This is a genomic window from Streptomyces sp. NPDC023157 (genome assembly GCF_055560575.1).
In genome coordinates this window covers 67259-80098 of the sequence record NZ_JBVHIL010000009.1, presented here as the reverse complement: position 1 = coordinate 80098, position 12840 = coordinate 67259, and the positions used below count along the sequence as shown (strand labels likewise).

Below are 12840 nucleotides of genomic sequence, written 5' to 3'. Positions count from 1 at the left end.
CCCACGGGGCCACCCGGGGCCGACCGGCCCCTGCCGACGCGCCGGAGCCCCCTTGCAGCGCTTCGCGGGCGGGCCCCGTCAGCGCTTCGCGGCCACGCCCGTCAGCGCCGTGACCACCGGGTCCAGCGCCTGCTGGATCTCGTCGCCGATCGAGCGGAAGAACGTGATGGGCGCCCCGTACGGGTCGTTCACCTCGTCCGCCTCGGCCGACGGGGCCAGGAGCCACCCGCGTAGAGCGGCGGCGGCACGGACCAGGGCGCGGGCGCGGTCGATCGTGTCGTGGCCGTCGCGGGGGTCGGGGAGGGTCGTCGGGTCTATGGCCCGGACGAGGCGGGTGAACTCCTTCAGGGTGAAGGTGCGCAGGCCCGCCGAGTGGCCCATCGAGATGACCTGCGCGCGGTGGTCGCGGGTCGCGGTGAGGACCAGGTCGGCGCGGATGACGTGCTCGTCGAGGAGCTCGCGCCCCACGAAGCCGGTGTGGTCGGCGCCGAAGTCGGCGAGGACCAGTTCCGCGTTGGCCTCCATGGGGGCGCCCTCGTGGCCCCAGGTACCCGCGCTCTCCACGATGAGGCCGCCGCCCAGCGGATCGCCGAGGCGGTCGCTCAGGGCATGCCGGGTCAGCCGCTCGGTGATCGGCGAGCGGCAGACGTTGCCGGTGCTGACGTGGAGGATGCGGAAGGTGGTGCCGTCGTTCGGGTGCCCCGCTATGCCACGCCCCTCAGGGGCGGTCAATTCGCCACCTCGAGGTCGGGTACCACCTTCCGGAGCTCCTCCGCGGTGAGCGCGCCGGCGCGCAGCAGCACGGGCACCTTGCCCGTCACGTCGACGATCGACGACGGGACGATGCCGGGGGTCGGCCCGCCGTCGAGGTACACGGAGACGGAGTCGCCGAGCATGCCCTGGGCGGCGTCGCAGTCCTCCGGCGACGGGTGTCCGGTCAGGTTGGCCGAGGAGACTGCCATCGGGCCGACCTCGGTGAGCAGCTCGATGGCGACCGGGTGCAGCGGCATGCGGATCGCGACGGTGCCCCGGGTGTCGCCGAGGTCCCACTGGAGCGAGGGCTGGTGCTTGGCGACCAGGGTGAGCGCGCCGGGCCAGAAGGCGTCGACGAGCTCCCAGGCCTGCTCGGTGAAGTCCGTGACGAGGCCGTGCAGCGTGTTCGGGGAGCCGATGAGGACGGGCGTGGGCATGTTCCGGCCGCGGCCCTTGGCCGCGAGCAGGTCCGCGACGGCCTCCGAGCTGAAGGCGTCCGCGCCGATCCCGTACACGGTGTCGGTGGGCAGCACGACGAGCTCGCCGCGGCGTACGGCGGACGCGGCCTCACGCAGACCCGTCGCCCGGTCCGTCGCCTCGTTGCAGTCGTATCGCCGGGCCATCACTCGCCTGCTTTCTCGTACGCGTCGTGCCTGGACTGGTTGGTCATGGGGTGGCCTTGCGGGCGGTCGCGAAGCGCGGCCGGTTGTTCAGGTCGGGGTGGTCGGCGGCGTCCGCCCAGCCGGCCTCCTCGTTGAAGATCCACGGCACCTGCCCGCCCTGGGTGTCCGCGTGCTCGATGACGACGAGCCCGCCGGGCCGCAGCAGCCGGTGCGCGGTGCGCTCGATGCCCCGGATGGTGTCGAGGCCGTCCTCGCCGGAGAACAGGGCCATGTCCGGGTCGTGGTCGCGGGCCTCGGGGGCCACGTACTCCCACTCGGTGAGCGGGATGTACGGCGGGTTGGAGATGACGAGGTCGACCTGGCCGTTGAGCTCCGGGAGCGCGGTCAGCGCGTCGCCCTGGTGCACGGTGACGCGCGAGCCCTGGGCGTTCTTGCGGGTCCAGACGAGCGCGTCGTCGGAGAGCTCGACCGCGTGCACGCGCGAGCGCGGCACCTCCTGCGCCATGGCGAGCGCGATGGCGCCCGAGCCGGTGCACAGGTCGACGATGAGCGGCTCGACGACGTCCATGGCCCGTACGGCGTCTATGGCCCAGCCGACGACCGATTCGGTCTCCGGGCGGGGCACGAACACGCCGGGGCCCACCTGGAGCTCCAGGTAGCGGAAGAAGGCCCGTCCGGTGATGTGCTGGAGGGGTTCGCGCGCCTCGCGGCGCGCGATCGTCTCCCAGTAGCGGGCGTCGAAGTCCGCGTCCTTGACGTTGTGCAGCTCCCCCCGCTTGACGCCGTGCACGAACGCGGCGAGCTCCTCGGCGTCGAAACGCGGTGAGGGAACGCCGGCGTCGGCCAGCCGCTGGGTGGCCTGGGCCACCTCGGCAAGCAGCAGGTTCACGCTGGTCCTCCGTGGTGCGGGTGGGGCTTTACAAGGGCGGGCGCGGACTTACGCGTTGGCCAGCTTGGCGGCGGAGTCGGCGTCGACACAGGCCTGGATCATCGGGTCCAGCTCGCCGTCGAGCACCTGGTCCAGGTTGTACGCCTTGAAGCCGACGCGGTGGTCCGAGATGCGGTTCTCCGGGAAGTTGTACGTCCGGATCTTCTCGGAGCGGTCGACCGTGCGGACCTGGCTGCGGCGCGCGTCCGCGGCCTCGGCCTCGGCCTTCTCCTGCGCGGCGGCGAGCAGCCGGGACCGCAGGATGCGCATGGCCTGCTCCTTGTTCTGGAGCTGGCTCTTCTCGTTCTGGCAGGAGGCGACGATGCCGGTCGGCAGGTGGGTGATGCGGACCGCGGAGTCGGTGGTGTTGACGGACTGGCCGCCGGGACCGGACGAGCGGTAGACGTCGATGCGCAGGTCGTTGGCGTGGATCTCCACGTCGACCTCCTCGGCCTCCGGGGTGACCAGCACGCCGGCGGCGGAGGTGTGGATGCGGCCCTGCGACTCGGTGGCGGGCACGCGCTGTACGCGGTGCACCCCGCCCTCGTACTTCAGGCGCGCCCAGACGCCCTGGCCGGGCTCGGTGGCCCCGTTGCCGCCCTTGGTCTTCACGGCGACCTGGACGTCCTTGTAGCCGCCCAGCTCGGACTCGGTGGCGTCGATGATCTCGGTCTTCCAGCCGACGCGCTCGGCGTAGCGCAGGTACATCCGCAGCAGGTCGCCGGCGAACAGGGCGGACTCGTCGCCGCCCGCGCCGGCCTTGATCTCCAGGATGACGTCCTTGTCGTCGCTGGGGTCGCGCGGGACGAGCAGCAGCCGGAGCCGGTCCGTCAGCTCCTCGCGCTGCTTCTCCAGCTCCTTGACCTCGGCGGCGAAGTCGGGGTCGTCGGCGGCCAGCTCCTTGGCGGTGACGATGTCCTCCGCCGTCTGCTTCCAGGCCTTGTACGCGCCGATGATCGGGGTCAGCTCCGCGTAACGCTTGTTGAGCTTGCGCGCGTTCGCCTGGTCGGAGTGGACCGAAGGGTCGGCGAGCTTCTTCTCGAGGTCGGCGTGCTCGCCGACCAGTTCCTCGACCGCTTCGAACATCGGGTGCTCCTGGGGTGAATTTCGGAAAGGGCTGCTGCGGGAACCACTGCGGGGACGGCAAAGCGCCGGTCCGGTGCCCCCGAGCGGGAGCGACCAAGGACCGGCGCAGTGACGTGCTACTTCTTGGCCGCACCCTTGCCGAAGCGGGCCTCGAAGCGGGCGACGCGGCCGCCGGTGTCGAGGATCTTCTGCTTGCCGGTGTAGAACGGGTGGCACTCGGAGCAGACCTCGGCACGGATGGTGCCCTCGGTCAGGGTGCTACGCGTGGTGAACGACGCGCCACAGGTGCAGCTGACCTGGGTCTCGACGTACTCGGGGTGGATCTCGCGCTTCAAGGTGTCTCCTAGTTTCGGGAGGGCTCCGGGTCGCCGTGCGGGCTGCACCTGCGTGAACCGGGGCCGACGTACCAGTCTGCCAGGACCGGCCGCATCTCCCAAAACCGGGGTATGGCCGAAACTATTCCTGGGCTTCGTCCGAGGGGCGCCCGGGGGTGCCCCCGGCGCCCCCCGGTGCCCCCCCCCGGGCTATTTCACGAGGCCGTCGGCCTTGCCGGTGGCGCCGTCCTTCGTGGCCGAGTCCGGGATCGGCCTGTCGGCCTTGAGGGCCTTCCAGACCTGCTGGGACTGGGCTTCCAGGGGGATGACGCGGTTGGGGTCGCGCGGGTCGTACTCGACCGGCAGCGTGACCATGTGGACGTCGTCGGCGCCGAGGCCCGACAGGCCCTTGGCGAAGCCCATGAGCTCGTTGACCGAGTCGAGCTCGGAGTCGGGCGTGATGGCCTTGGTGGCGGTGTCGGCGAGGTCGAAGAGCGTCTTGGGGTTGGTGAAGACGCCGACGCTCTTCACCTGCTCGATGAAGGCCTTCATGAACGCCTGCTGGAGCTGGATGCGACCGAGGTCGCTGCCGTCGCCGACGCTCTTGCGGGTGCGGACCAGGCCGAGGGACTGCTCGCCGTCGAGGGTGTGGGTGCCGGGCTCGAGGTCGAGGTGGCTCTTGCCGTCCTTGATGGCCTTCGTCGTGGTGATCTCGACGCCGCCGAGCCGGTCGATGAGCTTCTTGAAGCCGGTGAAGTCGACCTCGATGTAGTGGTCCATGCGGATCCCGGACATCGACTCGACGGTCTTCACGGCGCAGGCCGGGCCGCCGACCTCGTACGCCGTGTTGAACATGGCCCGGTGCTCCCCCGGCACGGTGGCGCCCTCGGAGTCGGTGCACCGCGGGCGGTCGATCAGGGTGTCGCGCGGGATGGAGACCACGGAGGCCTTCCGGTGGCCCTCGTAGACGTGGACGACCATCGCGGTGTCGGAGCGGGCGCCGCCCTCGTCCTTGCCGTACGCGCTGTTGGCGCCGGAGCGGGAGTCGGAGCCGAGGACGAGGATGTCCATCGAGCCGTTGTCGACGTCCTCGGGACGGTCCTTGCCGAGCTGGGCGTTGATGTTGACGCCCTGGATGTTGCCGTCCAGCTTGACGTACACGTAGCCGAGTCCGGCTCCGCCGAGGACGACGAGGGCGGCGGCGCTCCACGCCGCCACGGTCACCGCGCGGCGCCCCTTGGTGGGCGGCTTCCGGCGGCGGCCGGTACCCCGTATTCGGGTGCCTTGGTTGTGCTCGGTCATCGTCATCCCTCGGGCCTCGGTTTCACCTTCTGTGACGGCGAAACACCCAAAAGGGTTGCACAGCAGGCTGTGAGGTTTCGGAGGGCTACGGACGGTAACGCGATGGCGCCCACCGTGCGGACACAGTGGGCGCCATCGTTCATGCAGGTCACGGCTTGATCACGGGGCCGAAGCCGGCCCGCGGCCGTGTGACCGACGTCTCGCGTCAGTCGTTGTTCGCCGCTCCAGGGGTGGTCTTCTGGATCTGGAGCAGGAACTCGCCGTTGGACTTCGTCTGCTTCATCTTGTCGAGGAGCAGCTCGATCGCCTGCTGCTGGTCGAGCGCGTGCAGGACGCGGCGCAGCTTCCAGGTGACGGAGAGCTCGTCGGCACCGAGCAGGATCTCCTCCTTGCGCGTACCCGAGGCGTCGACGTCGACGGCCGGGAAGATGCGCTTGTCGGCGAGCTTCCGGTCCAGCTTGAGCTCCATGTTGCCGGTGCCCTTGAACTCCTCGAAGATCACCTCGTCCATGCGCGAGCCGGTGTCGACCAGCGCGGTGGCCAGGATGGTCAGCGAGCCGCCGTCCTCGATGTTGCGCGCGGCACCGAAGAAGCGCTTCGGCGGGTAGAGCGCGGTCGAGTCGACACCACCGGACAGGATGCGGCCGGAGGCCGGCGCCGCGAGGTTGTACGCGCGGCCCAGGCGGGTGATGGAGTCCAGCAGGACGACCACGTCGTGACCCAGCTCGACGAGACGCTTGGCGCGCTCGATGGCCAGCTCGGCGACGGTGGTGTGGTCCTCGGCCGGGCGGTCGAAGGTCGAGGAGATGACCTCGCCCTTGACCGACCGCTGCATGTCGGTGACCTCTTCCGGACGCTCGTCGACCAGGACGACCATCAGGTGGCACTCGGGGTTGTTGTGGGTGATCGCGTTGGCGATCGCCTGCATGATCATGGTCTTGCCGGTCTTCGGCGGGGCCACGATCAGACCGCGCTGGCCCTTGCCGATCGGCGACACGAGGTCGATGATCCGCGTGGTCAGCACGCCCGGGTCGGTCTCCAGACGGAGGCGGTCCTGCGGGTACAGCGGGGTGAGCTTGTTGAACTCGGGGCGGCCGCGGCCGGACTCCGGCGCCATGCCGTTGACCGAGTCGAGGCGCACCAGCGCGTTGAACTTCTCGCGGCGCTCGCCCTCCTTCGGCTGGCGCACGGCACCGGTGACGTGGTCACCCTTGCGCAGACCGCTCTTGCGGACCTGGGCGAGGGAGACGTACACGTCGTTCGGGCCGGGCAGGTAGCCGGAGGTCCGGATGAACGCGTAGTTGTCGAGGATGTCGAGGATGCCCGCGACGGGGATCAGGACGTCGTCGTCGGAGACCTGCGGCTCACCGGCGGCGAACTCGTCACGCCCACGACGCCCACGACGGTCGCGGTAGCGCCCGCGACGGCCGCGACGGCCGCCCTCGAAGTCGTCGTCGTCCTGCGGACCGGCCGGCAGGCCGCCCTGCGGGCCCTGGACCTGGGTCTGACCCTGGCCCTGACCCTGGCCCTGACGCTGGCGCTGGCCGCCCTGGCCACCGCCCTGCGGCTCGTCGCCCTTGCCACGGTCACGGCGGTCGCGCTGACGCTCGCGGCGGTCACCGCGCTCGCCCCGCTCCCCGCGCTCGCCGCGGTCGCGACGGCCACGGCCCTCGGCGCCGTCGACGGCGGCCTCGGCCTTGGCGTCGCCCTGCGCCTCGGTCCTGGTCTCGGTGCGGGCCTCGGTCTTGACGACCTGCGCGGCCTCGGCCTTGGCCTCGCCCTCCGGCGAACCGGCGGGGGCGGTGGCACGACGGCGGCGGCGCTCGCCGGCCGGGGCGTCGTCGGAGGCGGGCTGGCCCGGGATCTCGATCTGCTGCTGGGCCACCGGCTCGGCCTTCTCGGCCTTCGGCGCGGCCTCGGCGTCGCTCGTACGGGCCTTGGCGGCGGTGCGGCGCTTGGGCTTGGTCTCGGCGGCGTCGGCCGACTTGGCGGGGGCGGCGGAGCCCCCTCCGGCCTGCGCCTCCTTGATGACCTCGATCAGCTGGCTCTTGCGCATCCGCGCGGTGCCCCTGATGCCGAGGCCGGACGCGACCTGCTGCAGCTCGGCCAGGACCATGCCCTCAAGGCCGGTGCCGGAGCGGCGGCGCCGTGCGGTGGTGCCGGAGGCAGCACCTTCGGCGGGCGCGGAGGTGTCGACACTGTTGTCGGCAGTCACGCCCATCAGATCGGTGGTGTCGCTCACGAAGGGTCCTTCCCTGGAGCGGACGTCGGCCATCTGGCTCGGCGACCGGTTGTGCTGTCCGACAGCGGTCCTGCTTGGTGGACCGTGTCGGGGCGGTGGTCCCGCCGGGTACGGCGGAAGAGAGAAAAAAGCTGTGGGTCCGGCCCGAGCGCCCCCTGCTCGGCCCTCGAAGAAGAAAAGCGAGGGGTGTCGTGCCGGTTCCGGAGCGTGCTCGAATCTGCTCAGGCAGGCTGCTCAGGCAGTGGAGGAGGCTCCCGGAAGAATTGGTGGTCCCTGATGGGGACACTCAGCACCGCGCCACAAAGACGTCGGGTGCAGACTTGAGGTTAACACTACCGGCTCCAACAAACATTCCCCCTCTCCGTCACCGGCAATCAGGTGTCCGTGCGGCCCCGGCTCAGGAGCCGCACGGGCTGCCCGTCAGGGCGCGAGCGGCAGGACGCTTGCTCCGGGCGCGTCGAGATCGAGCCGGTTCGCGGCCCATCCCTCCCCCGCGAGCAGCGCGACCTTGTCGGCCGTGGCGTGGTCCGCCAGCGCGAGGACCGTGGGGCCCGCGCCGGAGATGACCGCGGGCACACCGTCCGCCCGCAGCCGGTTCACAAGGGCGATGCTCTCGGGCATCGCGGGGGCCCGGTACTCCTGGTGCAGCCGGTCCTCGGTGGCCGCGAGCAGCAGCTCGGGGCGGCGGGTCAGGGCCTCGACGAGGAGGGCGGCGCGCCCGGCGTTGGCGGCGGCGTCCACGTGCGGGACGGTGCGCGGGAGCAGGCCGCGGGCGGTCTCGGTGAGCACGGGCTTGCCGGGGACGAAAACCACCGGAACGATGGAATCCGAGGGTTCCATCCTGATCGCCCGGGCGGCCCCGCCCTCGGTCCAGGCGAGCGTGAAGCCGCCGAGCAGGCAGGCCGCGACGTTGTCGGGGTGTCCCTCGATCTCGGTGGCCAGTTCGAGCAGCGCGGCCTCGTCGAGGCGGGCGTCACCGCCTATGGTCACGGCGCGGGCGGCGACGATGCCGGCACAGATGGCGGCGGAGGAGGAGCCGAGGCCGCGGCCGTGCGGGATGCGGTTGGCGCAGACGACCTCAAGGCCGCGCGGCTGCCCGCCGAGCAGGTCGAAGGCGGTGCGCATCGAGCGTACGAGCAGGTGGCTCTCGTCGCGGGGAAGGGTGTCGGCACCTTCACCGGCTATGTCGACGTGCAGCCCGGAGTCGGCGACCCGGACGACCACGTCGTCGTAGAGCCCCAGCGACAGGCCGAAGGCGTCGAAGCCCGGGCCCAGATTGGCGCTGGAAGCGGGGACGCGCACCCGTACGGCGGCGGCGCGGAACGCGGGACCGGCCATCGCTCGTTGACTCTCCTTGACTTGCGGGGACTGTGCGGGGGAAGAACCGCGGCGCCGCGTGGTGACTGCGGCTCTGCGTGGTGATGCGTGACTGCGTGGGGACTGCGTGAGGGCTATGGGGATGACTGCGGAGGTACGGAGAACCCGGGGGCCGCTCGTGCCTCGGAGGCGACAACGGCAACAGCACCGCGCATATGCAACGGGGCGGGTTCGGTACAGCCTATCGAAGGAAGGTTCTGTGGCGACATAGGGCGCACAGGAGGCGCACGATGCGTGTCGCGCGCCAACCTGTGCGCCTCTGTCGGTTCCTGATCGGGTGTGACCCCGATCAGGAACCGTACGGCACCTGGGGTCAGGCCAGGCCGAGCCGCTCGGCGGCGGCCGCGGCGTCGACCGGGACGGTGACGGGCTGCGGAGCGCCCGCGACGGCCCAGTCGGGGTCCTTGAGGCCGTTGCCGGTGACGGTGCAGACGATCCGCTGGCCCGGGTCGACCTTGCCCTGCGCCGCGGCCTTCAGCAGACCGGCCACCGAGGCGGCCGAGGCGGGCTCGACGAAGACGCCCTCCTGCGCGGCCAACAGGCGGTAGGCCTGCAGGATCTCACGGTCCGTCACCTCGTCGATGAAGCCGCCCGACTCGTCGCGCGCGGCGATCGCGTAGTCCCAGGAGGCCGGGTTGCCGATGCGGATCGCGGTGGCGATGGTCGACGGGTCCTTGACGACCTCGCCGCGCACGAGCGGCGCGGAGCCGGAGGCCTGGAAGCCCCACATGCGCGGCCGGTGGGTGGCCAGGCCGTCCGCCGCGTACTCGCGGTACCCCTTCCAGTACGCCGTGATGTTGCCGGCGTTGCCCACGGGCAGCACGTGGATGTCGGGGGCGTCGCCCAGCATGTCCACGATCTCGAAGGCGGCGGTCTTCTGGCCCTCGATACGGACCGGGTTCACCGAATTGACCAGCGCCACCGGGTAGTTCTCGGAGAGGCTGCGGGCCAGCGTGAGGCAGTCGTCGAAGTTGCCGTCGACCTGGAGGATCTTGGCGCCGTGCACGAGCGCCTGGCCCATCTTGCCGAGCGCGATCTTGCCCTGCGGGACGAGCACCGCCGACACCATGCCGGCGCGCACCGCGTAGGCGGCGGCGGAGGCGGAGGTGTTGCCGGTGGACGCGCAGATGACCGCCTGCGCGCCCTCCTCCTTGGCCTTGCTGATGGCCATGGTCATGCCCCGGTCCTTGAAGGAGCCGGTGGGGTTGGCGCCCTCGACCTTGAGGTGCACCTCGCAGCCCGTGCGCTCGGAGAGCACCTGAGCGGGGACGAGCGGCGTGCCGCCCTCACGGAGCGTGACGACCGGCGTCGTGTCCGTGACCGGAAGACGGTCCCGGTACTCCTCGATGATGCCGCGCCACTGGTGGGTGCCCTTGGTGGTCATGGGTCCTTACTCCCCTTCAACACGCATGATGCTGGCGACACCACGTACGGTGTCCAGCTTGCGCAGCGCCTCGACGGTCCCGGAAAGGGCGGCGTCGGGCGCGCGGTGGGTGACGACGACGAGGGAGGCCTCGCCGTCCTTGCCCGTCTGGCGGACGGTGTCGATCGACACGCCGTGCTCGGCGAAGACCGTCGCGACCTGGGCGAGGACGCCCGGCTTGTCGGCCACGTCGAGACTGATGTGGTAGCGCGTCACCACGTCGCCCATGGGGCTCACGGGCAGCTGGGTGTACGCGGACTCGCCGGGGCCGTTGGCCCCGTTGAGCTTGTTGCGGCACACGGCGACCAGGTCGCCGAGGACGGCCGACGCGGTCGGCGAGCCGCCGGCCCCGGGGCCGTAGAACATGAGCTGCCCGGCGGCGTCCGCCTCGACGAAGACGGCGTTGTACGCCTCGCGGACGGAGGCGAGCGGGTGGCTGAGCGGGATCATCGCGGGGTGCACGCGGGCGGTGACGGACTCGCCGTCGGCGGCCCGCTCGCAGATGGCGAGCAGCTTGATGGTGCAGCCCATCTGCTTCGCCGAGGCGAAGTCCGCGGCGGTCACCTCGGTCATGCCCTCGCGGTAGACGTCGTCGAGGCGCACGCGGGTGTGGAAGGCGATCCCGGCGAGGATGGCGGCCTTGGCGGCGGCGTCGAAGCCCTCGACGTCGGCGGTCGGGTCGGCCTCGGCGTACCCGAGCGCGGTGGCCTCGTCCAGGGCCTCGGAGTAGCCCGCCCCGGAGGTGTCCATCTTGTCGAGGATGAAGTTGGTCGTCCCGTTGACGATGCCCATCACGCGGTTGATCTTGTCGCCGGCCAGCGACTCGCGCAGCGGACGGATCAGCGGGATGGCGCCGGCGACGGCGGCCTCGTAGTAGAGGTCCTCGCCGTGCTCCTGCGCGGCCGCGTAGAGGGCCGCGCCGTCCTGGGCGAGCAGCGCCTTGTTGGCGGAGACGACGGAGGCGCCGTGCTCGAAGGCGGTGGTGATGAGGGTGCGGGCCGGCTCGATCCCGCCGATGACCTCGACGACGACGTCGATGTCCCCGCGTTTGACCAGGGCGGTGGCGTCGGTGGTGATCAGCTCGGCGGGCACGCCGCCGCGCACCTTGTCGGGCCGGCGGACGGCCACGCCGGCGAGCTCGACCGGAGCGCCGATGCGCGCGGCGAGGTCGTCGGCGTGCGTCGTCATGATGCGCGCCACCTCTGAGCCGACCACTCCACAGCCCAGCAGCGCCACCTTCAGCGGACGCGTACGCATCATCCGACCTCGTTTCTCGTACTTCTTGGTCTTCGTATCTCTACGGTTTCCTACGGTGGGAACCAGTCTCACTCACCGGACGGGCGATTCCGCCCTTGGTCCGCATCCTGAGACATCGATTCCATCACCTGACTATTTCATCACCCGACGTCGAGACGCAGGAGATCTTCCTCCGTCTCGCGCCGCACGATGACCCGCGCCTCGCCGTCCCGCACCGCGACGACGGGCGGGCGCAGCGCGTGGTTGTAGTTGCTCGCCATGGAGCGGCAGTACGCCCCGGTGGCCGGTACGGCGAGCAGGTCGCCGGGCGCCACGTCGGCGGGCAGGAAGGCGTCGCGTACGACGATGTCGCCGCTCTCGCAGTGCTTGCCGACGACGCGCACGAGCAGGGGCTCGGCGTCGCTCGTCCGCGAGACGAGGGCGACGCTGTACTCGGCGTCGTACAGCGCGGTGCGGATGTTGTCCGACATGCCGCCGTCGACGGAGACGTACGTGCGCAGCCCCTCCAGCGGCTTGACCGTCCCCACCTCGTACAGGGTGAAGGCGGTGGGCCCGACGATGGCGCGCCCCGGCTCGACGGAGATCCGCGGCGTGGCGAGCCCGGCGGACTCGCACTCGCGCGTCACGATCTCGGAGAGCGCCTTGGCGATGTCGTGCGGCTCGCGGGGGTCGTCGTCGGAGGTGTACGCGATGCCGAGGCCGCCCCCGAGGTCGATCTCGGGCAGCTCGACCCCGTGCTCGTCCCGCACCTCGGCGAGCAGCCGCACGACCCGCCGCGCGGACACCTCGAAGCCGGCCATGTCGAAGATCTGCGAGCCGATGTGCGAGTGGATGCCGATGAGCTCGAGCCCGTCGAGCGACAGCGCGCGCCGCACGGCCTCCGCGGCCTGGCCGCCCGCGAGGGCGATGCCGAACTTCTGGTCCTCGTGGGCGGTGGCGATGAACTCGTGCGTGTGCGCCTCGACGCCCACCGTCACCCGGATCAGCACCCGCTGCCGCTTGCCGAGCGCCTGCGCGATGTGCGCGACCCGGACGATCTCCTGGAACGAGTCGAGCACGATCCGCCCGACCCCGGCCTCGACGGCCCGCCGGATCTCGCCCTCGCTCTTGTTGTTCCCGTGGAAGGCGATCCGCTCGGCGGGCATCCCGGCCGAGAGCGCGGTGCTGAGCTCGCCCCCGGAGCACACGTCCAGGTTCAGCCCCTCCTCCTTGAGCCACCGCACGACGGCCCGCGACAGGAACGCCTTGCCTGCGTAGAACACGTCGGCGTCCTTGCCGAAGGCGTCGGCCCAGGCCCGGCAGCGCGCCCGGAAGTCGTCCTCGTCGAGGAAGTACGCGGGCGTGCCGAACTCCCGCTGGAGCGCGTCGACTCCGATCCCGCCCACGGTCACGACCCCCCGCTCGTCCCGCCCGACGGTCCGCGCCCAGACCTTGGGGTCGAGCTGGTTGAGATCGGCGGGCGGAGCGGAGTAGTGCCCCTCGGGAAGGACATCGGCGTGACGGGGCCCGGCGGGGTGTGCGGAACGGCTCATGGC

11 protein-coding genes are annotated in these 12840 nt (G+C 71.3%); all 11 read right to left on the bottom strand.

The features are described from left to right. Window positions 1-78: 78 nt before the first annotated feature. Entirely contained in the window at window positions 79-732 is a 654-nt protein-coding gene (locus ACZ3ZE_RS29045; RefSeq protein ID WP_361175585.1) for an arsenate reductase/protein-tyrosine-phosphatase family protein, read from the bottom strand. Further along, window positions 729-1376, bottom strand: a complete 648-nt coding sequence (locus tag ACZ3ZE_RS29040; RefSeq protein WP_329424206.1) for an L-threonylcarbamoyladenylate synthase — start codon at window positions 1374-1376, stop codon at window positions 729-731. The genes ACZ3ZE_RS29045 and ACZ3ZE_RS29040 overlap by 4 nt, the downstream gene beginning before the upstream one ends. Window positions 1377-1419: 43 nt before the next feature. Continuing rightward, on the bottom strand, window positions 1420-2265 hold the full coding sequence (gene prmC, locus ACZ3ZE_RS29035) for a peptide chain release factor N(5)-glutamine methyltransferase (protein WP_361175588.1): 846 nt from the start codon (window positions 2263-2265) through the stop codon (window positions 1420-1422). A 48-nt stretch (window positions 2266-2313) separates the two neighbouring features. Continuing rightward, window positions 2314-3390, bottom strand: a complete 1077-nt coding sequence (prfA, locus tag ACZ3ZE_RS29030) for a peptide chain release factor 1 (protein ID WP_361175591.1) — start codon at window positions 3388-3390, stop codon at window positions 2314-2316. Window positions 3391-3506: 116 nt separating this feature from the next. Next, window positions 3507-3725, bottom strand: a complete 219-nt coding sequence (gene rpmE / locus ACZ3ZE_RS29025) for a 50S ribosomal protein L31 (protein ID WP_158990484.1) — start codon at window positions 3723-3725, stop codon at window positions 3507-3509. A gap of 189 nt (window positions 3726-3914) precedes the next feature. Continuing rightward, entirely contained in the window at window positions 3915-5006 is a 1092-nt protein-coding gene (locus ACZ3ZE_RS29020) for an LCP family protein (protein ID WP_467261387.1), read from the bottom strand. 205 nt (window positions 5007-5211) lie between these two features. Further along, window positions 5212-7248 (bottom strand): transcription termination factor Rho, encoded by a 2037-nt coding sequence (rho, locus tag ACZ3ZE_RS29015; protein WP_361175597.1) that lies wholly within the window; start codon window positions 7246-7248, stop codon window positions 5212-5214. A 420-nt stretch (window positions 7249-7668) separates the two neighbouring features. Then, window positions 7669-8586 carry a homoserine kinase gene (gene thrB, locus ACZ3ZE_RS29010; RefSeq protein WP_361175600.1) on the bottom strand — a complete coding sequence of 306 codons (918 nt, stop codon included), beginning with the start codon at window positions 8584-8586 and terminating at the stop codon, window positions 7669-7671. Window positions 8587-8938: 352 nt separating this feature from the next. After that, on the bottom strand, window positions 8939-10009 hold the full coding sequence (gene thrC / locus ACZ3ZE_RS29005; protein ID WP_086828866.1) for a threonine synthase: 1071 nt from the start codon (window positions 10007-10009) through the stop codon (window positions 8939-8941). A gap of 6 nt (window positions 10010-10015) precedes the next feature. Further along, window positions 10016-11308: a homoserine dehydrogenase gene (locus tag ACZ3ZE_RS29000; RefSeq protein WP_361175605.1), complete on the bottom strand. Its 1293-nt coding sequence runs from the start codon at window positions 11306-11308 to the stop codon at window positions 10016-10018. Between the two features lie 137 nt (window positions 11309-11445). Continuing rightward, window positions 11446-12837, bottom strand: coding sequence for a diaminopimelate decarboxylase (lysA, locus tag ACZ3ZE_RS28995; protein WP_361175608.1), 1392 nt, complete (start codon window positions 12835-12837; stop codon window positions 11446-11448). Between the last annotated feature and the right edge of the window lie 3 nt (window positions 12838-12840).

Bases quoted from the DNA above. Each gene is read 5' to 3' on its own strand.
- lysA (WP_361175608.1), bottom strand. From the start codon at position 12,837: ATGAGCCGTTCCGCACACCCCGCCGGGCCCCGTCACGCCGATGTCCTT.
- thrC (WP_086828866.1), bottom strand. From the start codon at position 10,009: ATGACCACCAAGGGCACCCACCAGTGGCGCGGCATCATCGAGGAGTAC.
- ACZ3ZE_RS29040 (WP_329424206.1), bottom strand. From the start codon at position 1,376: ATGGCCCGGCGATACGACTGCAACGAGGCGACGGACCGGGCGACGGGT.
- prfA (WP_361175591.1), bottom strand. From the start codon at position 3,390: ATGTTCGAAGCGGTCGAGGAACTGGTCGGCGAGCACGCCGACCTCGAG.
- ACZ3ZE_RS29000 (WP_361175605.1), bottom strand. From the start codon at position 11,308: ATGATGCGTACGCGTCCGCTGAAGGTGGCGCTGCTGGGCTGTGGAGTG.
- ACZ3ZE_RS29020 (WP_467261387.1), bottom strand. From the start codon at position 5,006: ATGACCGAGCACAACCAAGGCACCCGAATACGGGGTACCGGCCGCCGC.
- thrB (WP_361175600.1), bottom strand. From the start codon at position 8,586: ATGGCCGGTCCCGCGTTCCGCGCCGCCGCCGTACGGGTGCGCGTCCCC.